This window comes from Aeromonas sp. ZOR0002 (genome assembly GCF_963866995.1).
Lineage (GTDB): Bacteria > Pseudomonadota > Gammaproteobacteria > Enterobacterales > Aeromonadaceae > Aeromonas > Aeromonas caviae.
Genome location: NZ_CAWMFQ010000034.1, coordinates 18,165 through 43,071 on the forward strand (window position 1 = coordinate 18,165; position 24,907 = coordinate 43,071).

Annotated in this window: 23 protein-coding genes and 1 tRNA gene; 9 read left to right on the forward strand and 15 right to left on the reverse strand. The window is 61.6% G+C overall.

The features are described from left to right. Nucleotides 1-38: 38 nt before the first annotated feature. Together AACR77_RS02385 and AACR77_RS02390 are read left to right on the forward strand one after the other, a co-directional pair. The gene (locus tag AACR77_RS02385; protein ID WP_042879610.1) at nt 39-983 is read left to right on the forward strand and encodes an amino acid ABC transporter permease; all 945 of its coding nucleotides are present in this window, start codon (nt 39-41) and stop codon (nt 981-983) included. Between the two features lie 89 nt (nt 984-1,072). Then, the gene (locus tag AACR77_RS02390) at nt 1,073-1,816 is read left to right on the forward strand and encodes an amino acid ABC transporter ATP-binding protein (protein WP_010675257.1); all 744 of its coding nucleotides are present in this window, start codon (nt 1,073-1,075) and stop codon (nt 1,814-1,816) included. Nucleotides 1,817-1,940: 124 nt separating this feature from the next. On the opposite strand, the gene AACR77_RS02395 is transcribed toward AACR77_RS02390, so the two are convergent. Next, complete coding sequence (locus AACR77_RS02395) at nt 1,941-2,312, reverse strand: hypothetical protein (protein WP_041214885.1); 372 nt, start codon at nt 2,310-2,312, stop codon at nt 1,941-1,943. 178 nt (nt 2,313-2,490) lie between these two features. Between AACR77_RS02395 and AACR77_RS02400 the strand changes: the two genes are divergently transcribed. Beyond that, nucleotides 2,491-3,330: a sterol desaturase family protein gene (locus AACR77_RS02400; RefSeq protein WP_039040283.1), complete on the forward strand. Its 840-nt coding sequence runs from the start codon at nt 2,491-2,493 to the stop codon at nt 3,328-3,330. A gap of 66 nt (nt 3,331-3,396) precedes the next feature. Here the strand turns inward: AACR77_RS02400 and AACR77_RS02405 are convergent, their stop codons facing one another. The 9 genes from AACR77_RS02405 to tadA form a co-directional block, all read right to left on the reverse strand. Then, nucleotides 3,397-4,806 (reverse strand): basic amino acid/polyamine antiporter, encoded by a 1,410-nt coding sequence (locus tag AACR77_RS02405; RefSeq protein WP_042879563.1) that lies wholly within the window; start codon nt 4,804-4,806, stop codon nt 3,397-3,399. A 9-nt stretch (nt 4,807-4,815) separates the two neighbouring features. After that, entirely contained in the window at nt 4,816-5,718 is a 903-nt protein-coding gene (locus AACR77_RS02410) for a homocysteine S-methyltransferase family protein (protein WP_042879565.1), read from the reverse strand. 294 nt (nt 5,719-6,012) lie between these two features. Then, nucleotides 6,013-6,555 (reverse strand): hypothetical protein, encoded by a 543-nt coding sequence (locus tag AACR77_RS02415; protein WP_042879567.1) that lies wholly within the window; start codon nt 6,553-6,555, stop codon nt 6,013-6,015. A gap of 18 nt (nt 6,556-6,573) precedes the next feature. Continuing rightward, entirely contained in the window at nt 6,574-7,893 is a 1,320-nt protein-coding gene (locus AACR77_RS02420) for a hemolysin family protein (protein ID WP_042879569.1), read from the reverse strand. 241 nt (nt 7,894-8,134) lie between these two features. Further along, nucleotides 8,135-8,845 carry a phosphate signaling complex protein PhoU gene (gene phoU, locus AACR77_RS02425; protein WP_029314752.1) on the reverse strand — a complete coding sequence of 237 codons (711 nt, stop codon included), beginning with the start codon at nt 8,843-8,845 and terminating at the stop codon, nt 8,135-8,137. A 108-nt stretch (nt 8,846-8,953) separates the two neighbouring features. Next, complete coding sequence (gene pstB / locus AACR77_RS02430) at nt 8,954-9,772, reverse strand: phosphate ABC transporter ATP-binding protein PstB (RefSeq protein WP_010675264.1); 819 nt, start codon at nt 9,770-9,772, stop codon at nt 8,954-8,956. A 104-nt stretch (nt 9,773-9,876) separates the two neighbouring features. Beyond that, entirely contained in the window at nt 9,877-11,526 is a 1,650-nt protein-coding gene (gene pstA / locus AACR77_RS02435; protein WP_042879571.1) for a phosphate ABC transporter permease PstA, read from the reverse strand. A gap of 17 nt (nt 11,527-11,543) precedes the next feature. After that, entirely contained in the window at nt 11,544-13,781 is a 2,238-nt protein-coding gene (locus AACR77_RS02440) for an ABC transporter permease subunit (RefSeq protein ID WP_042879573.1), read from the reverse strand. 169 nt (nt 13,782-13,950) lie between these two features. Then, nucleotides 13,951-14,499 (reverse strand): tRNA adenosine(34) deaminase TadA, encoded by a 549-nt coding sequence (gene tadA, locus AACR77_RS02445; RefSeq protein ID WP_081999367.1) that lies wholly within the window; start codon nt 14,497-14,499, stop codon nt 13,951-13,953. 373 nt (nt 14,500-14,872) lie between these two features. On the opposite strand from tadA, the gene AACR77_RS02450 reads away from it, so the two are divergent. The 4 genes from AACR77_RS02450 (at nt 14,873) to aceA (ending at nt 19,029) form a co-directional block, all read left to right on the forward strand. Beyond that, nucleotides 14,873-14,949: transfer RNA gene (locus AACR77_RS02450), tRNA-Pro, on the forward strand. Between the two features lie 256 nt (nt 14,950-15,205). After that, nucleotides 15,206-15,346, forward strand: a complete 141-nt coding sequence (locus AACR77_RS02455; RefSeq protein WP_010675269.1) for a hypothetical protein — start codon at nt 15,206-15,208, stop codon at nt 15,344-15,346. Between the two features lie 692 nt (nt 15,347-16,038). Beyond that, complete coding sequence (aceB, locus tag AACR77_RS02460; protein WP_042879575.1) at nt 16,039-17,646, forward strand: malate synthase A; 1,608 nt, start codon at nt 16,039-16,041, stop codon at nt 17,644-17,646. 69 nt (nt 17,647-17,715) lie between these two features. After that, complete coding sequence (gene aceA, locus AACR77_RS02465) at nt 17,716-19,029, forward strand: isocitrate lyase (protein WP_041213155.1); 1,314 nt, start codon at nt 17,716-17,718, stop codon at nt 19,027-19,029. Between the two features lie 206 nt (nt 19,030-19,235). Here the strand turns inward: aceA and hda are convergent, their stop codons facing one another. The 3 genes from hda to upp all read right to left on the reverse strand — a co-directional run bounded on the left by hda (nt 19,236) and on the right by upp (nt 21,835). Beyond that, nucleotides 19,236-19,937: a DnaA inactivator Hda gene (gene hda, locus AACR77_RS02470; RefSeq protein ID WP_010675272.1), complete on the reverse strand. Its 702-nt coding sequence runs from the start codon at nt 19,935-19,937 to the stop codon at nt 19,236-19,238. 102 nt (nt 19,938-20,039) lie between these two features. Then, nucleotides 20,040-21,068, reverse strand: coding sequence for a DUF2066 domain-containing protein (locus tag AACR77_RS02475; RefSeq protein WP_042864114.1), 1,029 nt, complete (start codon nt 21,066-21,068; stop codon nt 20,040-20,042). A gap of 140 nt (nt 21,069-21,208) precedes the next feature. Continuing rightward, a complete protein-coding gene (gene upp / locus AACR77_RS02480) occupies nt 21,209-21,835 on the reverse strand; it encodes a uracil phosphoribosyltransferase (protein ID WP_005302745.1) in 627 nt (208 codons plus the stop codon). 176 nt (nt 21,836-22,011) lie between these two features. Between upp and purM the strand changes: the two genes are divergently transcribed. Both purM and purN read left to right on the forward strand, forming a co-directional pair. After that, nucleotides 22,012-23,049, forward strand: coding sequence for a phosphoribosylformylglycinamidine cyclo-ligase (gene purM, locus AACR77_RS02485; RefSeq protein WP_010675274.1), 1,038 nt, complete (start codon nt 22,012-22,014; stop codon nt 23,047-23,049). Between the two features lie 29 nt (nt 23,050-23,078). Beyond that, the gene (purN, locus tag AACR77_RS02490; protein WP_042017578.1) at nt 23,079-23,717 is read left to right on the forward strand and encodes a phosphoribosylglycinamide formyltransferase; all 639 of its coding nucleotides are present in this window, start codon (nt 23,079-23,081) and stop codon (nt 23,715-23,717) included. A gap of 114 nt (nt 23,718-23,831) precedes the next feature. Here the strand turns inward: purN and AACR77_RS02495 are convergent, their stop codons facing one another. Next, the gene (locus tag AACR77_RS02495) at nt 23,832-24,593 is read right to left on the reverse strand and encodes a Nif3-like dinuclear metal center hexameric protein (protein WP_042879577.1); all 762 of its coding nucleotides are present in this window, start codon (nt 24,591-24,593) and stop codon (nt 23,832-23,834) included. A gap of 107 nt (nt 24,594-24,700) precedes the next feature. Continuing rightward, nucleotides 24,701-24,907, reverse strand: a 207-nt coding sequence (locus AACR77_RS02500) for a helix-turn-helix domain-containing protein (protein WP_042879579.1), incomplete at its 5' end; no start/stop codon positions are given.

A 24,907-nucleotide genomic window follows, 5' to 3' on the forward strand; every position in this document is an offset into this window, starting at 1 on the left:
AGGTTGTGACAGTGATCAACCCCAAACTCACAAGACAGATGGAAAAACAGCCCAATCAGCTGCTCTGGCACGGGATCTTCCTGATGCTGGTGCTGGCCGCCATTTTCGGCATCTACAAGGCCGTGCAGGCAGTGGATTACACCTGGCGCTGGGAACGCATTCCCCAGTACATCGCCTATCAGGCAGAACAGAAACACTATGCCGAGTTTGACGGCACCGTGGTGGCGGACAAGGGACAGCTCTTCCTGCAAGACGATCTCGACCCCAGCCGCCGTCAGGCCATCGCTCCCAAGGGCTCCCAGCTGGCTGAAGGGGATACCGTCTTCCTCGGCGATACCCTGGATGTGCAACTGAGCTGGACCGCCGGCCCCATCGCCTGGGGCGTCTGGGTCACGGTCAAGCTCTCCCTGGTGGCGGGCATCTTCGCCATCCTGCTTGGCACCCTGGCCGGGCTCGCCCGCCTTTCCCCCAATCCGGCCCTGCGCAACCTGGCCGTGACCTATGTGGAACTCATCCGTGGCACCCCGTTGCTGGTGCAGATCTTCATCGTCTATTTCTTTATCGGCACCGTGCTGAACCTCGACCGATTCACCGCTGGTGTGGCGGCGCTCGCGGTCTTCACCGGCGCCTACGTGGCGGAAATCGTGCGCGCCGGTATCAGCTCCATTCACAAGGGGCAGATGGAAGCGGGCAGAAGCCTTGGCATGACCTCGGCCCAGACCATGCGCTACGTCATCCTGCCCCAGGCCTTCAAACGGGTGCTGCCACCGCTCGCGGGCCAGTTCATCAACCTCATCAAGGACTCCTCTCTGGTCTCCGTCATCTCCATCACGGATCTCACCAAGGCAGGGCGCGAAGTGGTCAGCTCCACCTTCAGCCCGTTCGAGGTGTGGTTCACCGTGGCCCTGCTCTATCTGGTGCTGACCGGCACTCTCTCCTTCCTGGTGCGTCGTCTGGAGGTGAAATATGCGCGCAGCAACTGATCCCGTTATCAAGGCGCCATCGGTGTCGAAACGTTCTGCCATCACCGGCACTCCCTGCCCCTTACCGGTGCGTCGTCTGGAGGTGAACTATGCGCGCAGCAACTGATCCCATCATCAAGGCGACCGGTGTAGAGAAGTTCTACGGCACCGAGGTGCACGCCCTGAAAAACGTCAGCACCCAGGTGGCCGAAGGGGAAGTGGTGGTAATCGTGGGGCCGAGCGGCTCGGGCAAGTCCACCTTCCTGCGCACCCTCAACCAGCTGGAGACCATCAACGATGGCAATATCGTGGTCGACGGCATCAGCCTCACCGAACCCGGGGATGTCAACAAGCTGCGGGAAGAGGTGGGCATGGTGTTCCAGTCCTTCAATCTCTTCCCTCACCTGACGGTGCTGGACAACATCACCCTGGCCCCCCAGAAGGTGAGAGGACTCTCTCGCCAGGAGGCTGAGGAGCGGGCCAAGGCCCTGCTGCTCAAGGTCGGTCTCTCCAACAAGGCCCAGAGCTACCCCTCCCAGCTCTCCGGCGGCCAGCAGCAGCGGGTGGCCATCGCACGGGCGCTCGCCATGCAGCCGCGCATCATGCTGTTTGACGAGCCCACCAGCGCCCTCGACCCCGAAATGGTGGGAGAGGTGCTGGACGTCATGAAGGGGTTGGCCCGCGAAGGGATGACCATGGTGGTGGTGACCCACGAAATGGGCTTTGCCCGGGAAGTGGCGGACAGGGTGCTCTTCATGGAGAGCGGCGAGTTGCTGGTGGACGAGAAACCCGCCGACTTCTTCGACAATCCACCCTCCCCGCGCCTGCGCCAGTTCCTGAGCCAGGTACTCTGACGAGCGCACCGATATTGGCAATCCGGTAAAGGGGCAAACCCGGGCTCGATCAACCGCGCAGCGGTGTCATGCAAATCAAGAAGAGGGAGCCCAGGCTCCCTTTTTTGTTCCAGGTGGCTCGCCCCTAGAATCGATACATGCCCGTCAGTCCGGCGAAGTGCTGCTCGGGCAGCACCACGGGTGCCAGCAGCCAGCGATCCGTCCCATAGGCACCGGCGGCGGCCCCCAGCGCATTGGCCCCCGCATCCAGGGCGGAGAAGGGCCCCTGACCACTGGCCCGCTCGATCAGCTCTGCGGCGATGCCGATGCCGGTCGAGATGCCAAAACCAATCCAGCCCCTGTGCTCCCGATAGCCATAGTGATCCGCGATGGCCGTAAAGCCCGCCCCCATGGCCGCACCACCGACAACATGGCTCAACTCGCTGTTGAAACTGTCATTGGCCATCGCACTCGCACTGAGCAGGCCGAGCATGAGACAAACAGGCGTCCCGTTCATTTTCTCTCCCTCCCAAGGTACTGCCGCTTGCGGTAGATGCCGCGCGCGCTCCTTCTTCAGTGTAAACAGGGAGGGCAAGGCCGGGCCGCGTCAGACAGGAGGATCACCATCAAATGTTAATGAGTTTTTAACATCATCCGGTATGCTGACATCCAACTGGTCCAACCGGATGGCTCACATGGATGTGCAACTGCTCCTGCTCTACCTCTCGCCCCTCTTTCTGGTTTTCATCGGCTGGGAGATGCTCTACCTGCGAAAACACGGCGCCGCCTATCCCACGGCGGGCTACCAGTGGAAGGATCTCTTCGCCAATGCCACCCTGGCACTGATGCATCAGGGGGGCGATGCCCTGGCCGCCATTGCCATCGCCTATCTCTATGACACCCTCTGGGGCTGGCGACTATTCGATATCGAACTGAACCTCTGGAGCCTCTTGCTGCTCTTTCTGTTGCAGGATCTCTGCTACTGGCTGTTCCACTTCGCGAGCCACCATGTGCGCTGGCTGTGGGCCTCCCACGTGGTGCACCACAGCTCGGAGCGGCTCAACCTCTCCACCGCCTTTCGCCAGAGCCTGATGTACCCGGTCTCCGGCATGTGGCTGTTCTGGATCCCCATGATCCTCATCGGCTTTCCCCCCGAGGCGGTGGTGGCCACCGTGCTCTTGAGCCTGGGTTTTCAGTTCTTCGTCCACACCCAGGTGGTGGGCAAGCTGGGCAAACTTGAATGGATCTTCAACACCCCCTCCCACCACAGGGTGCACCACGCCAGCAACGCCAGATACATCGATCGCAACTTCGCCGGCGTGCTCATCATCTGGGACCGGCTGTTTGGCACCTTCGTGGAAGAAGACTTGGGCGAGCCGTGCCGTTTCGGCATCACCAAGCCAATCCACAGCTTCAACCCCCTCACCCTCACCTTCCACGAGTGGCGCGACATGCTGCAAGAGGCCCGGGGCCTCCCCTGGCGGCAAAAGCTCGCCGTGCTGTTTGGCAAACCGGCGGGCCCCACCAGCGGTTGACCCACCGACCAAGATAAAAAAGAGCGCCCAGGGGCGCTCTTTTTCATGACAGGGACAACCCCCAGGTCAGACGTGAACGAAGGACCAGACGGCGGGGATCAGGCTCAGCAGCGTCACCCCGGCCAGCAGCCGTTCGCGACCGCTGAGCCGCTGTTCGGCGCCGAGCTGGCGACGGCTGTAGAGAAACAGCAGCAGACCCGGCCCGTAGAGCAGAAGCGACAGCAGCAGGTACTCCACCCCGGCGGCGTAGAGCAGCCAGAAACCATAACCGCTCGACACCAGCGCCACCACCTGCATCAGGCCGCGGCCCTGCCCACCCTTGCCACTGAAGACCAGTTTGAGCAGGAAGAGGCCGATGAGCAGGTAGGGCACCAGGATCATGGAGGTGGAGATGAGCAGCAGGTTGGTGTACCCCTTGCCAAGCAACCACACCAGCAGCAAGCAGCCCTGCACGGTCAGGCTGGTGAGCCAGAGCGAGGCGATGGGGGTGCCGTTGCGGTTCTCGCGCCGGAAGATGGCCGGGAAGGCCCCGTGACGCGCCGCGCTGAACGGCACCTCGGCCGAGAAGAGGGTCCAGCTCACGTAGGAGGCGAGCACCGACACGATGAGGCCGGCGCTGATGAGCAACTTGCCCCAGGAACCGGTCATCTGGGCCATCAATCCCGCCATGGAGGGGTTAGGTAGGGCCGCAAGCTCCGGGCGGCTCAATATTCCGAGCGCCAGCACCGAGATGAGCACATAGAGCAGCAGCGCCAGCACCACACCGAGCACGGTGGCGGTGCCCACGTCCTGCTTGTTTCTCGCCCGGGCCGAGAGCACCGCTGCCCCTTCGATGCCGGTGAAGACCCAGAGGGTGATGAGCATGGTGTTGCGCACCTGCTCGGAGACCGGTACCGCCAGGGTGCTGCCCTCCTGATCCGCCGCAAAGGTGACCGGATCGAACCAGTAGCAGGCGAACAGGATGAACAGCAGCAGCGGCAGGCTCTTGGCCAGGGTCGCCACTAGGTTGAACAGCGCCGCCTGCTGCACGCCGCGGGCCACCAGCAGGTGCACCGCCCAGAGGATGCAGGACTCGCCGACAAAAGCTGCCAATGTGTTGCCCTCGCCAAACCAGACCCGCTCCGGCGTGTCGACGAAGCTGCCCAGCGCAGCGAAGGCGATCACCAGATAACCCACCACGCCGATGGTGGCACAGAGCCAGTATCCCCAGGCGGAGAAGAACCCCACCAGCTCGCCAAAGCCGGCCCGGGCATAGCTGTAGATGCCGCCGTCGAGCTCGGGTTTGAGCCGCGACAGGTAAAGGAAGCTCATGGCCAGCGCCAGTATGCCGACCCCGGTGACGGCCCAGCCGATCAGCACGGCGCGAGCACCCGCCACATCGGCCATGTTCTGGGGCAGGCTGAAGATGCCGGCCCCCACCATGGAGCTGAACACCAGCGCAGTGAGGGACCAGAGCCCGATCTTGCTCTCTTTCATGGGCGCTCCTTAACGCAGCCGGCTGGCCAGCGCCTCGATGTGTTCCGGGCCGATGCCGCAGCAGCCGCCGATGAGGTTTGCCCCGGCTCTGCGCCAGCGCTCGGCCCAGCCGAGGTAATCCAGCGGCCCCAGATCGCCGCGGATCTCGTCCAGACCGTCATTGGCAGTCGCCTCCTTGGGCTGGGGCGGGAAGGCGTTGGCATAGGCGCCGAGGCGAACGTCGGTGCGCCCCTGAACCTGCAACGCGGCGACGGCCACCTTGAGCGCCCCTTCAATCACCTCGGGCTGGCAGCAGTTGAACAGGATGGCATCCACCCCGGCCGACGCCAACGCGGTCACGGCATCCGCCACCCGCTCGCCGGAGCGCAGGGTGGGCTCGCTGCCCGGCGCCTCGTCTTCCAGAGTAAAGGAGACCCAGAACGGCTTGCCGTCCTGTGGCAACAGGGCCTTGAGGGCCAGGGGCTCGGCGATGAGGCTCATGGTCTCCGCCAGCCAGAGATCCACATGGGGTGACAGGGCACGGATAAGCGGTGTCGCCAGCTCGCTCACCCGCTCGGCCTGATAGAGGTCCGCACGATAGGAGCCAAAGAGCGGCGGCAAGGAGCCGGCCACCTTGACGGCTCCCCCCTGCTCGTCGGCCACGTCTCGGGCCAGTTGCCCGGCCAGAGCCGCAAGTGCCTCCCCTTGGGCGGCAAAGCGCGCCTCGCCGATATGGAAGGGCACCAGGGCATAGCTGTTGGTGGTGATCACCCGGGCACCGCTCGTCGCATAGGCCTGGTGTACCTCGCGCACCGTCTCGGGCGCTTCCATCAACGCCAGCGCCGACCACTCCGGTTGACGGAACGGCGCACCACGCCGCGCCAGTTCACGGCCCATACCGCCATCGAGTACCCACAAATCCTGCTTGTCCATCTCTGTCTCTCTGCGTCTCCCCGCCATGACGGGTGTTTATTGTGTGAAACCACATTAAGCCATCAAAACATCTAGACGGCTAGAAATCCCAAATATCATGACCCAAAGTAGAACAAGAGGCAATCGGGGGCTACGAACAAATCCGGGCAAGCTCAGGATGATGGCGGCAAAGGGAGATCTCCCCGGCACAGGCATCACCAGGCCAGGCACTGAAACGACAAGAGGCCACCCCGGGGGGTGACCTCTTGTGAAACAGGGGATCAAGGCGGGCACAGCCGCCGATAACCAGGGGACTCAGCGCCCGGCCAGCACCCGCTTGGTCTGCTTGACCCAGTCGGAGACCCGACCCTGCTGGGGATAGCCCTGCCAGATCTGCTCCCACTGGGCGGGGCTGAGCGGGAGGCCCAGCCGACGCTGCACCCCGGCATAGAGGTAGTCGTGGGCCGTGGTGCGTGCCTGGGCCGAGGTGAGGAACTTGGCAACAGGGTCGGTGAGACGTACGTCCCGCATGCCGAGCAGCGGATAGTCGCTGTGCACCGCCGCCAGCATGGTCTCGCGCATGGCGGATTCGATGTAACCCCGGGCAAACAGGGCGGTGACCGATTCAAGCGACCCTTGATCCGGGCCGTGATACTCCTCGTCGAACACCGGGCTGGGCTCTGCCACGGCGCTTTGCACCACCGCATCGGGATCCTGCTGCGGGACCACCACAGCAGGCTCGGGGGTAACGGGTTTGGCAGGCGTCACCGGCTTGCGCGGTGCGCTCTGGCTGCAGGCACCCAGTGCCAGGGCGAGCGCCACACAGGCCAGCGCACGGGAATGAGTCTTCATCTTCATGATTGCTAACGAACTCCTTTAGGATTCCTGAGCGGGCTTCTCATTGCTCGCAGGTTCTACCCGGGTGACCAGCAACTGGTCAATCTTGTAACTGTCGATGTCCACCACTTCGAACTTGTAACCGGCATATTTGACCGAGTCGGTGCGCTTGGGGATCTTGCGCAGCATGTACATGATGAAACCGGCGATGGTCTCGTAGTTCTGGTTTTCCGGGAACTCCTCGATGTCGAAGGCGCGCATCACGTCGGAGATGGGGGTCACCCCGTCCACCAGCCAGGAGTTCTCGTCCCGCTGGACGATCTGCTCTTCCACCACGTGGGTGGCCCACTCCCCCATGACGGTACTCATCAGGTCATTCATGGTGACAATGCCCACCACCAGGGCGTATTCGTTCATCACCACCGCAAAATCGCCACGATGGTTCTTGAAGTACTCCATCGCCTCGTAGAGGTTGAGGGTGTCGGGAATGATGATGACGTTCTGCACCAGGGAGCCGCTGTTGAGATCGATGCTCTGGCCGCTGATGACGCGGATCAGCAGCTCCTTGGCATCCACGAACCCCTTGATGCTGTCGAGGTTGTGGTCGCACACCAGGAACTTGTTGTGGGGGTGCTCGGCGATCTTCGCCTTGATGCTCTCCTCCCCCTCTTGCAGGGTGAAGTAGATGAGGCTCTCCCGCGCCGTCATGGCGGAAGTGACACCCAAGGACTGGAGCTCGAACACGTTCTCGATGAGCTGATGCTCCTCGCGCTGGATGACACCGGCTTCGGCACCTGCATCCATCACCGCATAAATATCGTCGGAGGTGATCTCGTCGTTGCGCACCATGGAGATGCGCATCAGCCGGAACAGGCCGTTGGCCATGCCGTTGAACAGCCACACCAGTGGCATCAGCAAGGTGACGCACAGCATCATGGGACGCACCACCACCACGGCGATCCGCTCGGGCATGGTCATGGCAAGGCGCTTGGGCATCAGGTCCGCTATCAGGATGAACATGCCGGTGACGAAGACGAACGAGGCCGCAGAGCTGATCTGGCCAAGCCAGGGCCCCTGATAGAACTCGGAGATAAACGCCTTGATGGCCGGGTTCAGGGCGGATTCCCCCAGGATACCGCCCAGGATGGCGACGGTGTTGAGGCCTATCTGCACCACGGTAAAGAAGTTGCCCGGCTGGGCCTGCAATGCCAGCACCTTCTCGGCGTGGCGGTTGCCCTCGTCGGCCATCACCTGCAACTTGATCTTGCGGGAGGCGGCAAGGGAGATCTCGGAGAGTGAGAAGAACACGCTGCCGGCGACCAGCAGCATCAGAAAGAACAAACTATCGGCAAAACTCATGATTAACCTATTGCTACAGCCGCCTTAGCACAAGACGGCAAACTGGGCCCGGGAAACCGGACCGTGACTCCATCCGGGACTCACACAGGGGCCATATTCTAGCAGAAAAGCGCCCGCTGGGTGGCGTTATCTTGAACTGCCGTGCCATGCAATGAAAAAGGCGCTCAAAGCGCCTTTTTATTCAATCAGGGCTGGATTCCCGTCGTGCAGCCGCGACGGGAGCTCCACCCAAGGCGCCCGATCAGCCCTTGCCCAGCAGATCGCTCAGGTCATCGGCCTTGGTGTGGCGCACATCCTTGCCCTTGACGTAGTAGACGATGTACTCGCAGATGTGCTGGCAGCGATCACCGACCCGCTCGATGGCCCGCGCCGCCCAGAGCACGTTGAGCACCTGGGGGATGGTGCGGGGATCTTCCATCATGTAGGTCATCAGCTCGCGGATGATGGACTCGTACTCCCGGTCCACCTTGTCATCTTCCTTGTAGACCGCCAGGGCGGCATCCAGATCCATGCGGGCGAAGGCGTCCAGCACGTCGTGGAGCATCTTGATGGTGCGACGCCCCATGTTCTCCAGCGACACCAGCGGTGGCTGGGGCTTGTTGGCGTTGTCGGTCAGCATGCGGGCAATCTTGTCCGCCACGTCGCCGATCCGCTCCAGATCCGTGATGGTCTTGATGATGGCCATCACCAGCCGCAGGTCGGACGCGGTGGGCTGACGCTTGGCGATGATGCGGGTGCACTCCTCGTCGATCGCCACTTCCATGGCGTTGACCTTGTGGTCGTTGGCCACGATCTTGCGCGCCGCATCCAGATCCTGGCCATGGATGGCGGCGATGGCGTCGGTGAGTTGCTTCTCCACCAGCCCCCCCATCACCAGTACCTGGTTGCGCACGCTCTCAAGCTCGGCATTGAACTGACCGGAGATGTGTTTGTTGAGGTTCATATTGTCCATACCAGTAATCCTTGTTGCTCCGATTATGCCTTAGCCGTTGAACTGACTGCCAATCTGTTTGTTGATGCTCATCTTGCTCATCTTGCTCATCTCAATCAGCGGCATCCCTTAGCCGTAACGACCGGTAATGTAGTCTTCGGTCTTCTTCTTGGCCGGGGTGGTGAAGATGGTGTTGGTATTCGAGTACTCGATGAGTTCCCCCATGTACATGAACGCGGTCTGATCCGAGACCCGCGCCGCCTGCTGCATGTTGTGGGTCACGATCACCACGGTGAACTGGCTCTTGAGCTCGTTGATGAGCTCCTCGATGGTGAGGGTGGAGATGGGGTCCAGCGCCGAGGTCGGTTCATCGAGCAGCAGCACTTCCGGCTCGATGGCGATGGCACGGGCAATCACCAGACGCTGCTGCTGACCGCCGGAGAGGCCGAAGGCGTTGTCATGCAGACGATCCTTCACTTCCTCCCACAGGGCAGCACCGCGCAGGGAACGCTCGGCGGCCTCGTCCAGGGTACGGCGGTCATTGATGCCCTGCAGACGCAGGCCGTAGACCACGTTCTCGTAGATGGACTTGGGGAAGGGGTTGGGGCGCTGGAACACCATGCCCACCTGACGGCGCAGGGCGGAGACATCCACGCTCTTGTCGTAGATGTTGTGGCCGTGCAGCTGGATCTCCCCCTCGATGCGGCAGATCTCCACCAGATCGTTCATCCGGTTGATGCAGCGCAGCAAAGTGGACTTGCCGCAACCGGACGGGCCGATGAAGGCGGTGACCTGACCCTTGGGGATCTTCATGTTGACGTTGAACAGCGCCTGCTTGTTGCCGTAGTACAGGTTGAGATCCTTCACCTCCAACGCAGTCTGCTCCGGGGTCAGGTTGAGCAGGTCGGTGGCGGTGTGCGGGGCCGAACTCGGTGTTACGTTGATCATCTGTTTACCTCAAATTCTCTTGGTGGCAGCGGGCAAACGTCTTGCCCGCTGCCGGAATATCTGGTTGGCAGGGAAGGTCCCTGCCCGTCTCTGTAATGGCTGGATTAATGTTCCAGCGACCGGAATTTCTCGCGCAGGTGGTTACGAATACCGATCGCCGTCAGGTTGAGGCCGACGATCACCGTCACCAGCAGGAAGGAGGTGGCGTAGACCAGAGGACGCGCCGCCTCGACGTTCGGGCTCTGGAAGCCCACGTCATAGATGTGGAAGCCCAGGTGCATGAACTTGCGCTCCACGTGCAGGTACGGGAAGTTGCCGTCCATCGGCAACGTGGGAGCAAGCTTCACCACCCCCACCAGCATTAGCGGCGCCACCTCGCCCGCCGCACGGGCGATGGCCAGGATAAGGCCGGTCATGATGGCCGGGCTGGCCATGGGCAGCACGATGCGCCAGAGGGTCTCGGCCTGGGTAGCACCCAGCGCCAGCGACCCCTGGCGAATGGTGCTCGGGATCCGGGCCAGCCCCTCTTCGGTGGAGACGATCACCACCGGCAGGGTCAGGATGGCCAGGGTCAGCGCCGACCAGATGACTCCGGGGGAGCCAAAGGTCGGGCTCGGCAGCGCTTCCGGGTAGAAGAGGCGGTCGATGCTGCCCCCCAGGGTGTAGACGAAAAAGCCCAGGCCAAACACGCCGTAGACGATGGAGGGCACCCCCGCCAGGTTGATCACCGCGATACGGATGATCTTGGTCAGGCTGTTCTTGCCCGCGTACTCGTGCAGGTAGACCGCCGCCACCACCCCGAGCGGGGTCACGATGATGGCCATCAGGATCACCATGAAGACGGTGCCGAAGATGGCCGGGAAGACGCCGCCCTCGGTGTTCGCCTCCCGGGGGTCATCGGAGACGAACTTGCCTATCTGGTGGAACCAGTGACCCACCTTGGCCATCAGGCTCATGTCGTTGGGCCAGACCACATCCAGCACCCGGGACATGGGCATGGTCACCAGCTCGCCGCGCATGTCCTTGACGGTGATGCTGTCTCTGTCCGCCTGGGTACGCAGGGAGAAGAGCTCTTTTTCCAGCACCTGATAACGATCGTTCAGGGCCTGACGCTCGCTCGCCAGCTCGGCTTTAAGCTGATCGGTCAGCTTGTCATCCAGCTCGGCCTTGCGCTCTTTCAGGCGCAGGCGCTCCAGCTGATAGTTGATGCTGCCGATGGCCCCTTTTTGCAGGTCGTTGGCTTGGCTTGAGAGGCCGTTGGCACGGGCCAGCACCCGCTGCAAGGCGGGATGCAGATCCGTGGTCAGCTCCTGGCCATCTTCCTTCACCGAGGTGATGTAACCATAGAAGTTGCCGTTGGTGGCGCGTTCCACCATGGCGAGCTCCACCGGCTGGGTGCGCGATTTGATATCGGTCTCCAGCACCCAGCGAAAATCGAGGTCCACGAACTCCCGGTTGCCGGTCTTGACCAGATAACGGGTGATCTCTTCGCGATCCTCCCCTTCCAGCGCCTGGCCTGCGGCGCGCAGGCGCTCCACCGGCACCAGCTCCCGGTCGTTGATCTCGCCAATCAGGACGCTCTTGTTGCCGCTTGCATCTTCAAGCTGCCACTCATAGATGGGATGGGGCCAGAAATAGACCAGACCACGCCAGCCAATCAGCAACAACAGACCCAGTACGGCCACCAGACTCAGGCTGACGGCGCCCCCCGTCATCCAGATCCAGGGGGCCCCCGATTTAAACCACTTACCCATTGTCGATTCCTTAGTCCTTACAGAGAGCTGTACTTTTCACGCAACCGCTGGCGGACGAATTCGGCCAGGGTATTGAACAAGAAGGTGAACACAAACAGCACGAAGGCGGCGAGGAAGAGCACCCGGTAGTGGGAGCTGCCCACTTCCGATTCCGGCATCTCCACCGCGATGTTCGCCGCCAGGGTCCGTAGCCCCTGGAACATGGAAAAGTCCATGATGGGGGTGTTGCCTGTGGCCATCAGCACGATCATGGTCTCGCCCACGGCGCGGCCAAGGCCCATCATCACCGCCGAGAAGATGCCCGGACTCGCGGTGAGGATCACCACCCGGCTCAGGGTCTGCCACGGGGTCGCCCCCAGCGCAAGCGAGCCCTGGGTCAGGTGCTTGGGCACCGAGAAGACCGCGTCTTCGGCGATGGAGAAGATGGTGGGGATGACCGCAAAGCCCATGGCGATACCGACCACCAGGGAGTTGCGCTGGTCAAACTTGATGCCCATGTCGTGGGTCAGCCAGATGCGCGAATCACCGTGCATGAAGGCGTTCTCGATGATGGGGCTCAAGGCGAAGGCGCCCCATCCGATGAACAGCAGCACAGGGATGAGCAGGATGGCGTGCCAGCCTTCCGGCAGCCAGGTGCGGCCGCGCTCCGGCAGATAGTTCCACACCAGGGCGGTGAGCAGCATGCCCATGGGCAGCAGGATCAGCAGCAGGATCACCCCGGGCAGGGCCCCTTCGATGATGGGCGCGAGCCACAGACCCGCCAGGAAGCCGAGGATGACGGTCGGCAGCGCCGCCATGATCTCCACCGTCGGCTTGACGTATTTGCGCAGCCCCGCCGACATGAAGTAGGCGGTATAGATGGCGCCGGCGACGCCGAGCGGCACCGCGAACACCATGGCATAGAAGGAGGCTTTCAGGGTACCGAACACCAGGGGCACCAGGCTCAGCTTGGCTTCGAAGTCGTTGCTGGCGGAGGTGGACTGCCACACGTACTGGGGCTCGGGATAGCCTTCATACCACACCTGTTGCCAGAGGGCAGACCAGGTTACCTCGGGGTGATCGTTCTCGACGTCAAAGACCTTGAAGTCATCCCCCTGCTGGGTCAACAGCAGGTTGTGGCGAGGAGAGATGGCAACGGCAGCCAGGTTGCCCCCGTCAATCTTCTCGCCAAGCAGCTTGGCTTCGCCGGTGGCATGGAAGAAGTTGATGGTGCCGTCGCTGCCTGCGCTGATGAAGCCCTTGCGAAAGTGCTCGGGGGTCAGCAGGGCGACCGGCGCGTCACTCTTGAAGTCACGGATCTGGGTGAACTGGCGCTTGCCATCTTTTGCCACCTCGAACCACTGGGAGATGACGCCGTTATCGTTGCCCACCAGCAGGGAGGACGCACCGGAGAGCAGGGCCACCTGGGTCACGCTGGCATTGGGGGCGTTGATCTCCATGACATTGCGCAGGGAAATGTCGCTCAGGTTGTGGATGTCATAGACCGACAGGCGGTTGCCCTCGCGCACGAACAACAGGCGCAGGTTCGGGGTCAGCAGCATCTGGTCAACATGGCGTGGCAGGGACGGAATGGTGTAGGTCTGGTTGCTCCACTCGATTTCGCCGGAGAGGAAATTCTCCTCGCCGCTCATCACCATCAGCACACCACGACCATCTTCGGTCACGGCCGCAGTCGCCATCTTGTCCTTGGTCGCCTCGAAGACCATGCGCGTCAGCGCCTTGCCCTGGGGATCGATCACCACGGGGGTCTCGCCGAAGGGATATTGCAGGCTGGGCTCGATGACGCGCACGTCATTGGGATAGGAGATCTTGAAATAGGGTTGCACCACCTGGGCCTTGCCGTCGGCAAACCCATAGGCGATGAGTTTCTGGCCCGGCGCAGGCGGCGCGACCGCCGTGATCTCGCCGTTCACCTGCGCCTCGCCAATCACCTGTCCGGTCTTGATCTTGCCATCCGGTTGCACGGCAAAGAATTTGACCTTCCCCTGGTCGCTGAAGCGGTAACCTATCTCGTTTTGCTCCTCGACCCCGAGCCAGGCGGTCTTGTCCTTGATGGGCAGGGTGAAGGACGCAGTGCTCTCCATGCTGGCGCCATTGAAGATGGGCTTCACCACATAGAGCAGGTAGAAGAAGATAAGCAACAGCGCCACCAGCACCAGGGCTCCCCCTGTGGTGACGCCATATTTGGCCAATTTATCCTTGATCCGGCGTTTTCGACTACCCGCCATGACCAGATTTAACGATTCCGATGACATGCAAGACCTCAATGTGAGCTAGGCTTGGCGGCATTATATGGCGGATGCATGACAGTTTTGTTACATCAACAGCGGCAAAGAGCACGGGCTTCATCGGGGGGTGTGGCAGTTGGTATTCGGGGGGAAGCAGGCAGCCGGTCTGGCAGTGAAATAAAAGCAAACGGGGCCATCAGGCCCCGCTGTCATCTTGAGGAAGCGCCTCTTTCGCGGCGAGTCTGGCCGCCTTCTTCTCGGCGCGGCGCCGTTTGAAGAAATCCGACAGCTGGGCCGAGCAGGCGTCGGCGAGCACCTCCCCCGTCAGTGCCACCTGGTGGTTGTGGCGGGGATCCAGCAGGATGTCGAACACAGACCCTGCCGCCCCCGTTTTCAAATCCCGGGCACCATAGACCACCCGCTTGACCCGGCTGTGGATGAGGGCGCCGGCACACATGCAGCAGGGCTCCAGCGTCACATAGAGGGTGGTGTCGAGCAGGCGATAGTTTTCAAGCTGCTTGCCCGCTTCCCGAAGCGCCATCACCTCGGCATGGGCGCAGGCGTCGTGCTCGCTGATGGAACGATTCCACCCCTCTGCCACTATCTCGTCCCCCAGCACCAGCACGGCGCCCACCGGGATCTCGCCTATCCCCTCTGCCCTGGCTGCCAGGGCCATGGCATGGCGCATCCAGCGTTCGTCCTCCTCGCGCTGGCTGATCTGTGCTGCAACTTCAGATGGTTTCACGCCCTGATCCTCTCGTCGATATGATGTCGGCTTGCCTGGCCCCTGCACGGCATCGGCCGCGCACTCCCGGATTACTGCGTCCCGGCCCTGGGCACACCGGGCCCCTTCCGCCTCGCGCTGGCCGGTAGCCGGTAGCCCACGACAGAAGATGCTGTCAATGAAAGAGAGGCCAAAGGCCCCGGCGACATCGGAACGCCCCGAGTTGGGTGTGCCCGCCTAAGGGGGCGGCGATTATGCCAAAACTCCGGCCAGGGCCCAAGTTGCATCTTGGCTGAACAATAAAGAAGCAGTCGGCATCTCCCTGATAAAAAAGGAGTTGCGCCCGCCAAATCATCCGATTAGACTTCCTCCCCGTCAGCCGAGCTGACTCCGTCGGTGTGTAGCGCAGCCAGGTAGCGCATCTGCATGGGGTGTAGAGGGTCGGAGGTTCGAATCCTCTCACACCGACCAAATTCCCCGAGAATAGCCCAGTCAAAGGACTGGGCTATTTTTTTGCCTGCACGCCCGACGCTTGCCTCTTTTCCTCTCGCCTCCCCCGTTCATCGGGTCGCCGCTTTTTATTGGCATGAATTTTATACAGAACCACTTGAAGCTTTCATAAAGTGCCGCTAGGATACGCAACTTTTCCGCCGGCCATAAAAACAGGGAGGTGGACACTAGGGTGATGGAATCACCGACCGGCTTGCAATCAATGAGGCAAGCATCCATGACCCAAGCTGTTGACTCCCAGCCCGTTCAGCCCCTGATCTCCCCCACGCCCTCCGAGCTCGATTCCGCAGAGCACGGGTTTGGCAGTTCAGTGCACCTCGATGTGATCGATCTCGCCGCCCCGGATGAAGATTACTGAGACGAGCCCGTGCCATAGTGCGGTTCAAGACGCCGGTTTTGCTGTCCGGCACCGCCCTTGACCCCGGTCAACAGACTGCCACCGCAAATAACGACAAAATGCTAGTTTTTATTCAAAAATCAGTTTAATTGACCATCTGCTGCGCTCCAACCTCCCTCTCCTTCATGGACACGCCTTGATACAAACCTACGTTATTGCTCGTCATTTCCCTCTCTCCTGTTCGCCTTCGCCATTTTGACCCAATTTGACATTTTAGTTTTAAACACCAGTTCACTACCCGGTCACTTCATAGCCCCCATGCAGGCTGGATTGAACGAAGGCATTTCATACAGCTGTTTTTGCAAAGCTTGGAGTAATGTCGGGATTTGTTTTTGCATTTGTAATTTTATTACGTAATTAATTACATTTTTAACCCATCCCCTCTACCGAAATCCTCCCCCCTGCCGCCCCGGCAACCCAAGAGCATAACCATCTGCAAAGAGCTTTTGCACTAATCACATAAATTCATTTAAAACAGCATCTTAACTATCATCAAAAAACACCTGTTTTAAAAATCAAGTTGACGAATCCGCCATTCTTTTGCACCTTATGAATCGTGTTACCCCGCTGTTACGGGGAGTTTGAAAGAAAGGGATATAGACGTTAGTCGTAGTTAATAAATTCAAAATGTAACTTTTGGAGGAGTACCCACTATGTCGGCACCGGCCCAGACCATCAGCAGCACCCGCCTGCGCATTCAAGGCGAGATGCTTCCCGATTACGCGCAGATCCTGACGCCGGATGCGGTGGCCCTGGTGTCCGAACTGGTGGAACGTTTCGCTCCCCAACGCAATGAGCTGCTGAAGCAGCGAGTCGCACGCCAGGCCCGTATCGATGGCGGCGAGTTGCCGGACTTCCTGCCAGAGACCGCCCATATTCGCGATGGTGAGTGGACGGTGCGCGGCATCCCCGCCGATCTGCAGGACCGCCGTGTGGAGATCACCGGCCCGGTCGAGCGCAAAATGGTGATCAATGCCCTCAACGCCAACGTCAAGGTCTTCATGGCCGACTTCGAGGACTCACTGGCCCCGGCCTGGAACAAGGTGATCGAGGGCCAGATCAACCTGCGCGATGCGGTCAACGGCACCATTGCCTACCAGAGCCCGGAGGGGAAGGCCTATACCCTGAATCCCAATCCGGCAGTGCTCATCTGCCGGGTTCGCGGTCTGCATCTGCCGGAGAAGCACGTCACCTTTGATGGTGCCCCCATTCCCGGCGGCCTGTTTGACTTCGCCCTCTATTTCCTGCACAACCACAAGGCGTTGCTGGCCAAGGGCTCCGGTCCCTACTTCTACGTACCCAAGCTGCAGAGCCATCTGGAAGGGCGCTGGTGGAGCGAGGTGTTCGCCTGGACCGAGGACAAATTCGGTCTGCCCCGCGGTACCATCAAGGCCACCGTGCTCATCGAAACCCTGCCAGCCGTATTCGAGATGGATGAGCTGCTCTATCAGATGAAGGATCACATCGTCGCCCTCAACTGCGGTCGCTGGGACTACATCTTCAGCTATATCAAGACCTTGAAGAACCACCCGGATCGCGTCCTGCCGGATCGTCAGGTGGTGACCATGGACAAGCCGTTCCTCTCTGCCTACTCGCGACTCCTTATCAAGACCTGCCACAAACGCGGCGCGCTGGCGATGGGGGGCATGGCCGCCTTTATTCCGGCCAAGGACGCGGCAGTCAACGAACAGGTGTTTGCCAAGGTGCACGCGGACAAGCAGCGCGAGGCCGACAACGGCCACGATGGCACCTGGGTCGCCCACCCCGGTCTGGCCGATACCGCCATGGCGGTGTTCAACGCCACCATTCCGGCGGGTGCCCAGAACCAGATCGGCGTGCTGCGCGAGCAGGATGCCCCCATCACGGCCGCCGACCTGCTGGCCCCCTGTGAGGGTGATCGCACCGAGGCGGGCATGCGCACCAATATCCGCGTCGCCCTGCAATACCTGGAAGCCTGGATCAACGGCAATGGCTGCGTGCCCATCTACGGACTGATGGAAGATGCCGCCACCGCCGAGATCTCCCGCACCTCCATCTGGCAGTGGATCCGCCACGGCAAGACCCTCTCCAACGGTCAGGCGGTGACCAAGGCGCTGTTCCGCCAGATGCTGGCCGAGGAGCAGGAGGTGGTCAGAGGCGAAGTGGGCGAGGCCCGCTGGCAATCTGGCCGTTTCGCCGAGGCAAGTGCCCTGATGGACGAGATCACCTGCGCCGACACACTCATCGATTTTCTGACGCTGCCCGGCTACGAGCGGCTGTGAGACCCGGGCCGGTAACGGCCCCCATAACAAGTCAATGGAAACGTGAAATCAATGAAAGAGGGAACTGATATGGCACTGACCCGTGAGCAACAGATCCAGGCTATCGAGAAAGACTGGGCAGAAAACCCCCGCTGGAAAGGGATCAAGCGCGGCTACAGCGCCGAGGACGTGGTGAACCTGCGTGGCAGCCTGCAGCCGGCACACACTCTGGCCCAACGCGGCGCCGACAAACTGTGGGAGCTGATCCACGGCGGCGCCAAGAAAGGCTATGTAAACTGCCTCGGCGCCCTGACCGGCGGCCAGGCGGTGCAGCAGGCCAAGGCCGGCATCGAAGCCATCTATCTCTCCGGCTGGCAGGTGGCGGCGGACAACAACCTCTCCTCCACCATGTACCCGGATCAGTCCCTCTACCCGGCCAACTCCGTCCCCTCCGTGGTGGAGCGCATCAACAACTCCTTCGCCAGGGCCGACCAGATCCAGTGGGCTAACAAGGTTGGACCAGAGGACAAGGGCTTCATCGACTACTTCCTGCCCATAGTAGCGGATGCGGAAGCCGGTTTCGGCGGCGTGCTGAACGCCTTCGAGCTGATGAAGGGGATGATTGAAGCGGGCGCCGCCGGCGTGCACTTCGAAGATCAGCTCGCGTCCGTGAAAAAGTGCGGCCACATGGGCGGCAAGGTGCTGGTCCCGACCCAGGAAGCGGTGCAAAAGCTTGTCGCGGCTCGCCTCGCGGCAGATGTCTGCGGCACCACCACCCTGGTGATCGCCCGCACCGACGCCAACGCAGCGGATCTGCTGACCACGGATGCCGACCCCTACGATGCCGGCTTCCTGACCGGTGAGCGCACCAGCGAGGGCTTCTACAAGGTGCAGGCCGGCATCGAGCAGGCCATCTCCCGCGGCCTGGCCTACGCCCCTTACGCCGACATGGTGTGGTGCGAGACCGCCAAGCCCGATCTGGACGAGGCGCGCAAATTTGCCGAGGCCATCAAGGCCCAGTACCCGGACAAGATCCTGGCCTACAACTGCTCCCCGAGCTTCAACTGGAAGAAGAACCTGGACGATGCCACCATCGCACGCTTCCAGCAGGAGCTCTCCGACATGGGCTACAAGTACCAGTTCATCACCCTGGCGGGTATCCACAACATGTGGTTCCACATGTACGAGCTGGCCTACCAGTACGCCCGTGGCGAGGGAATGAAGCACTATGTCGAGATGGTGCAGCAGCCGGAATTCGCCGCCGCCGAGCGGGGCTACACCTTCGTGGCACACCAGCAGGAAGTCGGTACCGGTTACTTCGACAAGGTGACCACCGTCATTCAGGGCGGCCAGTCGTCGGTGACCGCGCTGACCGGCTCGACCGAAGAAGATCAGTTCCACTGATAGCTGTGTAATGCTCGCAAACAAACCCCGGCCAAGTCCCGGGGTTTGTCGTTATGGGGCTTAGAACCTATCCCAGTAGGCGTAATCGTTGAAGGCAGTTTGAACACGGACAGCGCGCAGAAACCGGAGCGTACTGTAGTACGTGAGGATTTCGAGCACTGCCCAGGTTCAAAATGGCGAATAAGATAGCCTAATGGGATAGGTTTTCAGAGCTCGAGGATCTCTTTGACGAAAGGGATGGTCAGCTTGCGCTTGGCACGGAAGGAGGCGTTGTCGAGACGATTGAGGGTGGCAAGCAGGGTGCGCATGTCGCGGGAGAGGCGGTTGAGCAGGAAACGGCCCACGTCGATAGGCAGCTTGAAACCCCGCAGCTCGGCGCGCAGTTGCAGGGCGCTGAGTTTGCCCTCGTCGTCCAGCTCGTCGAGGTGGAAGCTCACTCCCCAGTCGAGACGGGACGCGAGATCCGGCAGTTGCAGCCCCAGCTTGCGTGGCGCGCTGCAGCCGGTAACGATGAGCGTCCCCTCCCCCTTCTCCTTCCAGCGATTGTAGAAGTCGAACAGGGCCCGCTCCCACAGGGCGTTGCCGGCGATCGCCTCCAGGCTGTCAAGACAGACCAGGGGCAGGCTCTCCAAAGCATCGAGCATGCTGGGGTCGAGCTGTTCGAACTGATCGAGGGAGAGATAGGCAGCCGCCGCGTCGCGGGCGTTGACCTCGGCACAGGTGGCATGGAGCAGATGGGAGCGGCCCGACCCCTTGGCTCCCCAGAAATAGAGGAAGGGCGAGCCCTGACCAATGGCCGCATTCTTGAGGGCGGTGATCAGATGGGCGTTGTTGCCGGGATAAAAACTGACGAAGGTTTCATCATCCGGTAGTTGTACGGCTAAAGACAGTTGGGCCGGTTGCTTCACTCGTTGGGCTTTGACTGTGATATTTGCGGGCAAGTGTATCACCAGCGGGGCAGATAGAGAACCGCCCGGACCATGCCGGGCGGTCAGGATCCTTCCCCGGGATCAGGGCTGCGACCATTGATAGCGCAGGCCGCTCTCGTTGTCTTCCACCTGATGCAGGCGACTCTCAAGTTGCAACCCCCTCACCAGCTCGGCCTTGTCCCCCTGCAGCGAGAGGTTGAAGGTCACCTTGTCCCCTTCCAGCTTGCCGATGGCCACCTTGGTGACACTGGCCATCCCCTGCAGCAGCTTCTGGATCTGGATCATGCCATCGATGTCGGACAGCCCCTCCACCACCAGGGTCTGGCTGGAGGCGACACCGGAGAGACGGGTACCGTACTGCTGCACCAGCCAACCGGCCAGGGCATCGGCAAAGCCCTTTGCCACCTCGGCCTGGGTACCTGAACCCGAGCCCTTGGTCAGTTCGGTCAGCTCTCCTGCCTGTGCCCCCGGCTTGGTCCCATAAAGACCCCAGTCGATGCTCCAGGCCTCCCCCTCCGGGCTCAGTTTGCCGAGCACCACCATTTCAGCGCCGTAACGCTGGCTCGCCTTGAGCACGGGATCAGCAAAGCGGCCCCAGACATCGGTGGCATTGACCGCCATGTTGTCATCCAAGTCCATCAGCGGGAGACTGACCGGCAGCCCCATGGCCTGGGTCTGAGCACGCAGCGCCTCGGACCAGCCATCGCCGGACTGATCCGGCAGAATGCGCCGCTCCCCTTCGTCGACCACCAGCCAGATGGCGACCTGCGGCCGCACCGGGCCCAGCAGGGCAAACTTGCTCTGGCCGACCAGGGCGTTCACCTTGGCCACATTGAAATCCGCCTTGAGAAACTTGACCGAGCCGATGTCCTGATAGCTGTATTGCTGCACGTAATCCGCCGGCGCCGCCAGGGCCTTCACCACATCCGGCTGGGTGAGGATATCGCGCTTGCCCGTCACCTTGACGAGCACATCCCCCAGCGCCTGGGACTGGGCGGCCGTCATGTCGCCACTGGTGGGAGCCTTGCCCTGATAGAGGTCGGTTACCTGGGCGGCCGACACCACGAGTGGCAGACAGCAGCAGAGGAGAGTCGCTAAGCGTTTCAGCATAAAGAAGATTCTCGAAATGGGGGATGGTGCTTATGGTAGCGGCAAGGCGCGCATGGCAGCAAGCAAAGGGGGGAGAAACAGCGGAGCCGGCAGGGTGCCGGCTCCGTTTGCGCGCCTTGGGCGCGGCGATGGGGTGATGCTTACTTGGTGCCGAAGATCTTGTCGCCAGCATCCCCCAGACCCGGGACGATATAGCCTTTCTCGTTCAACCCCTGGTCGATGGAGGCACAGAACAGCTCCACGTCCGGGTGAGCGGCTTCCAGGGCCTTGATGCCTTCAGGGGCGGCAACCAGCACCAGCACCTTGATGGACTGGCAGCCTTTCTTCTTGAGCAGATCGATGGTGGCGATCATGGAGCCGCCGGTGGCCAGCATGGGGTCGATGACCAGGGCCAGACGCTCTTCGATATTGCTGACAATCTTCTCGAAGTAGGGGACAGGCTGCAGGGTCTCTTCATCGCGATAGATACCGACCACGCTGACGCGGGCGCTCGGCATGTGCTCAAGCACCCCGTCCATCATGCCAAGACCGGCGCGCAGGATGGGCACCACGGTGACCTTCTTGCCCTTGATCTGGTCGACTTCCACAGGGCCGTTCCAGCCATCGATGGTCACTTTTTCGGTTTCGAAGTCAGAGGTCGCTTCGTAGGTCAACAAACTGCCCACTTCCTTGGCCAGTTCACGGAAACGCTTGGTGCTGATGTCGCCTTCGCGCATCAGGCCGATCTTGTGCTTGACCAGGGGGTGTTTGACTTCAACGACTTTCATTATTATCTCCTCTAACCGGCGCCAAAAAAATCGCGGAATCATACAACAAAAGCCACGGCTTGTAGAGCTTTTCGATTCAAAAACGCGCAAACGATTTTCTTTCTGGTTTTTCTTGCCCGCTGGTAGAATACGCCCCGAATTTTACCCTCCACTTCTTTATATGACGGGGAATACGCGTGACTGACAAAACCTCACTGAGCTACAAGGATGCTGGCGTAGATATCGATGCCGGCAATGCACTGGTTGAACGTATCAAGGGCGTGTCAAAACGCACTCGTCGTCCTGAAGTCCTTGGTGGTCTTGGCGGCTTTGGGGCCCTGTGTCAAATCCCTGCTGGCTACAAGGAACCGGTACTGGTCTCCGGTACCGACGGGGTGGGCACCAAGCTGCGTCTGGCCATCGACCTGAAGAAGCACGACACCGTGGGGATCGACTTGGTCGCCATGTGCGTCAATGACCTCATCGTGCAGGGCGCCGAGCCCCTCTTCTTCCTCGACTACTATGCCACCGGCAAACTGGACGTGGACACTGCCGCTGCCGTGGTCACCGGCATCGGCGCCGGCTGCGAACAGTCCGGCTGTGCCCTGGTTGGCGGTGAAACTGCCGAAATGCCTGGCATGTATGAAGGGGAAGATTACGACATCGCCGGTTTCTGCGTCGGCGTGGTGGAAAAGAGCGAGATCATCGACGGCAGCAAGGTTGGCGAAGGGGATGCCCTGATCGCCCTGGCCGCCAGCGGTCCCCACTCCAACGGCTTCTCCCTCATTCGCAAGATCCTGGAAGTCTCCAAGGCCGACGTGCAGCAGCCGCTGGGTGATACCACCCTGGCCAACGCCCTGCTGGAGCCGACCCGCATCTACGTGAAGCCCGTGCTCAAGCTCATCAAGGAGTGCGAGATCCACGCCCTGTCCCACATCACCGGCGGCGGCTTCTGGGAGAACATCCCGCGCGTGCTGCCCGCCAACACCCAGGCGGTCATCGACGAGCAGAGCTGGCAGTGGCCGGCGGTGTTCAGCTGGCTGCAACAGGCAGGCAACGTCACCCGCCACGAGATGTATCGCACCTTCAACTGCGGCGTCGGCATGATCATCGCCCTGCCGGCGGATCAGCTGGACAAGGCCCTGGCCCTGCTCAAGGCCGAAGGCGAAAACGCCTGGCACATCGGCCACATCGCCAAGGCGGCCGATGGTGAGGAGCAGGTCATCATTCAATGAATGATCGTATCAACGGCCAGATGACCTCCATGAAACGCATCCTCGTCCTCATCTCAGGCAGCGGCAGCAATCTGCAGGCCATCCTCGACGGCTGTGCCGGCGGCAAGATTGCCGGTCAGGTGGTCGGCGTCATCAGCAACAAGGCTGATGCCTATGGCCTGGTGCGTGCCAGGGAAGCCGGGGTGGCCACCGCCATCCTGGCCCAGCAGCAGTTCGCCAGCCGGGAGGAGTATGATGCCGCCCTGCTGGCCCTGATGGCGGATTATCAGCCGGATCTGGTGGTGCTGGCCGGCTTTATGCGGATCCTGAGCGCCGACCTCGTGCGTCACTTCGCGGGGAGGATGATCAACATCCACCCCTCGTTGCTGCCGAAATACCAGGGTCTGCACACCCACCAGCGCGCCATCGAGGCCGGTGATGACGAGCACGGCGCCAGCGTCCACTTCGTCACCGAAGAGCTCGACGGCGGCCCGGTGATCCTCCAGGCACGGGTCCCCATCTTCGAAGGGGACAGTGCCGACGAGGTCGCCGCCCGGGTCCAGGTGCAGGAGCACAGCATCTACCCCCTGGTGGTGCAGTGGTTCTGTGAAGGGCGCTTGCAGATGCGAGAAGGGTCTGCCTTCCTCGATGGCAAGCAGCTTGGCCTGGCAGGCTATGCCAGCGAGTAACCGCTAGCAGCAGTAAGACACAACAAGGGAGGCTCAGGCCTCCCTTGTCATTTCCATCGACCAGCGCAATGGTTGCCATCACGTCCGATGACGCCGCTGCGCGGCTAATCGGCCCTACACCGGATTGTCGATATCGATAAAGGTCACCTCCAACCCGTGTACGGTGGCGAGCCACTCTCCCAGCGCCTTTACGCCGTAACGTTCGGTGGCGTGGTGGCCTGCGGCGTAGAAGTGCATGCCCATCTCGCGGGCGGTGTGGATGGTCTGCTCGGAGGCTTCGCCGGAGATGAAGGCATCGATGCCCTGCTCCGCCGCCTGGCTGATGTAACTCTGGCCACCGCCGGTGCACCAGGCCACGGAGCGGATGAGCTCGGGACCACTGTCACCACAATGAAGCGGCTCGCGACCGAGACGCTCGCCAATCAGCTTGGCAAAATCGCTGCCGCTCATGGGCTCCTCCAGCTTGCCCACCATGGCGACGCTCTTGCTGTTCCAGGGTTCGAGGCCGCGACGCACCTTGATGCCAAGCAGCCTGGCAAGCTGGGCGTTGTTCCCCACCTCGGGGTGCACGTCCAGCGGCAGGTGGTAGGCAAACAGGTTGATGTCGTGGGTCAAGAGGGTCTTGAGACGACGCTGTTTCATGCCGGTGATCTGGGCCGGCTCGCCGCTCCAGAAGTAGCCGTGATGAACCAGGATGGCATCGGCCCCGGCGGCCACGGCGGCATCGATGAGGGCCTGGCTGGCGGTGACGCCGGTCACCACCTTGCGAATGCGCTCGCGCCCCTCCACCTGCAGGCCGTTGGGGCAGTAATCCTTGATGGCATGGGGTTCGAGCAGGTGGTTGAGCAGGCTTTCCAGTTTACGATGAGAGATCATGGGGGTCTCCTAGCTGGGCTCCCCACGCACTGTGCGGGGAGCCGGATTCCGATCGTCAGGGCCCATGATAATCGAGCCGGACCGGCAAGGCCATGCGCCTGTCAGGCCTAGGCGGGCAGCTCGATGCCGGCGTCACGCATCTGGGCCAGCTTGTAGCGCAGGGTGCGCGGGCTGATGCCGAGCTTGTCGGCCACCGCTTTGCGACTGCCGTTGCACTCCTGCAGGGTGTCCAGAATGATCTGGTGCTCCTGCTGCTTGAGTTCGCCGCCGAGCCCCTCCCCTGACAGCCGCTCGAGCGGCCGCACCAGAGTCTC

Bases quoted from the DNA above. Each gene is read 5' to 3' on its own strand.
- AACR77_RS02385 (WP_042879610.1), top strand. From the start codon at position 39: ATGGAAAAACAGCCCAATCAGCTGCTCTGGCACGGGATCTTCCTGATG.
- AACR77_RS02390 (WP_010675257.1), top strand. From the start codon at position 1,073: ATGCGCGCAGCAACTGATCCCATCATCAAGGCGACCGGTGTAGAGAAG.
- AACR77_RS02395 (WP_041214885.1), bottom strand. From the start codon at position 2,312: ATGAACGGGACGCCTGTTTGTCTCATGCTCGGCCTGCTCAGTGCGAGT.
- AACR77_RS02400 (WP_039040283.1), top strand. From the start codon at position 2,491: ATGGATGTGCAACTGCTCCTGCTCTACCTCTCGCCCCTCTTTCTGGTT.
- AACR77_RS02405 (WP_042879563.1), bottom strand. From the start codon at position 4,806: ATGAAAGAGAGCAAGATCGGGCTCTGGTCCCTCACTGCGCTGGTGTTC.
- AACR77_RS02410 (WP_042879565.1), bottom strand. From the start codon at position 5,718: ATGGACAAGCAGGATTTGTGGGTACTCGATGGCGGTATGGGCCGTGAA.
- AACR77_RS02415 (WP_042879567.1), bottom strand. From the start codon at position 6,555: ATGAAGATGAAGACTCATTCCCGTGCGCTGGCCTGTGTGGCGCTCGCC.
- AACR77_RS02420 (WP_042879569.1), bottom strand. From the start codon at position 7,893: ATGAGTTTTGCCGATAGTTTGTTCTTTCTGATGCTGCTGGTCGCCGGC.
- phoU (WP_029314752.1), bottom strand. From the start codon at position 8,845: ATGGACAATATGAACCTCAACAAACACATCTCCGGTCAGTTCAATGCC.
- pstB (WP_010675264.1), bottom strand. From the start codon at position 9,772: ATGATCAACGTAACACCGAGTTCGGCCCCGCACACCGCCACCGACCTG.
- pstA (WP_042879571.1), bottom strand. From the start codon at position 11,526: ATGGGTAAGTGGTTTAAATCGGGGGCCCCCTGGATCTGGATGACGGGG.
- AACR77_RS02440 (WP_042879573.1), bottom strand. From the start codon at position 13,781: ATGTCATCGGAATCGTTAAATCTGGTCATGGCGGGTAGTCGAAAACGC.
- AACR77_RS02455 (WP_010675269.1), top strand. From the start codon at position 15,206: ATGACCCAAGCTGTTGACTCCCAGCCCGTTCAGCCCCTGATCTCCCCC.
- aceB (WP_042879575.1), top strand. From the start codon at position 16,039: ATGTCGGCACCGGCCCAGACCATCAGCAGCACCCGCCTGCGCATTCAA.
- aceA (WP_041213155.1), top strand. From the start codon at position 17,716: ATGGCACTGACCCGTGAGCAACAGATCCAGGCTATCGAGAAAGACTGG.
- AACR77_RS02475 (WP_042864114.1), bottom strand. From the start codon at position 21,068: ATGCTGAAACGCTTAGCGACTCTCCTCTGCTGCTGTCTGCCACTCGTG.
- upp (WP_005302745.1), bottom strand. From the start codon at position 21,835: ATGAAAGTCGTTGAAGTCAAACACCCCCTGGTCAAGCACAAGATCGGC.
- purN (WP_042017578.1), top strand. From the start codon at position 23,079: ATGAAACGCATCCTCGTCCTCATCTCAGGCAGCGGCAGCAATCTGCAG.
- AACR77_RS02495 (WP_042879577.1), bottom strand. From the start codon at position 24,593: ATGATCTCTCATCGTAAACTGGAAAGCCTGCTCAACCACCTGCTCGAA.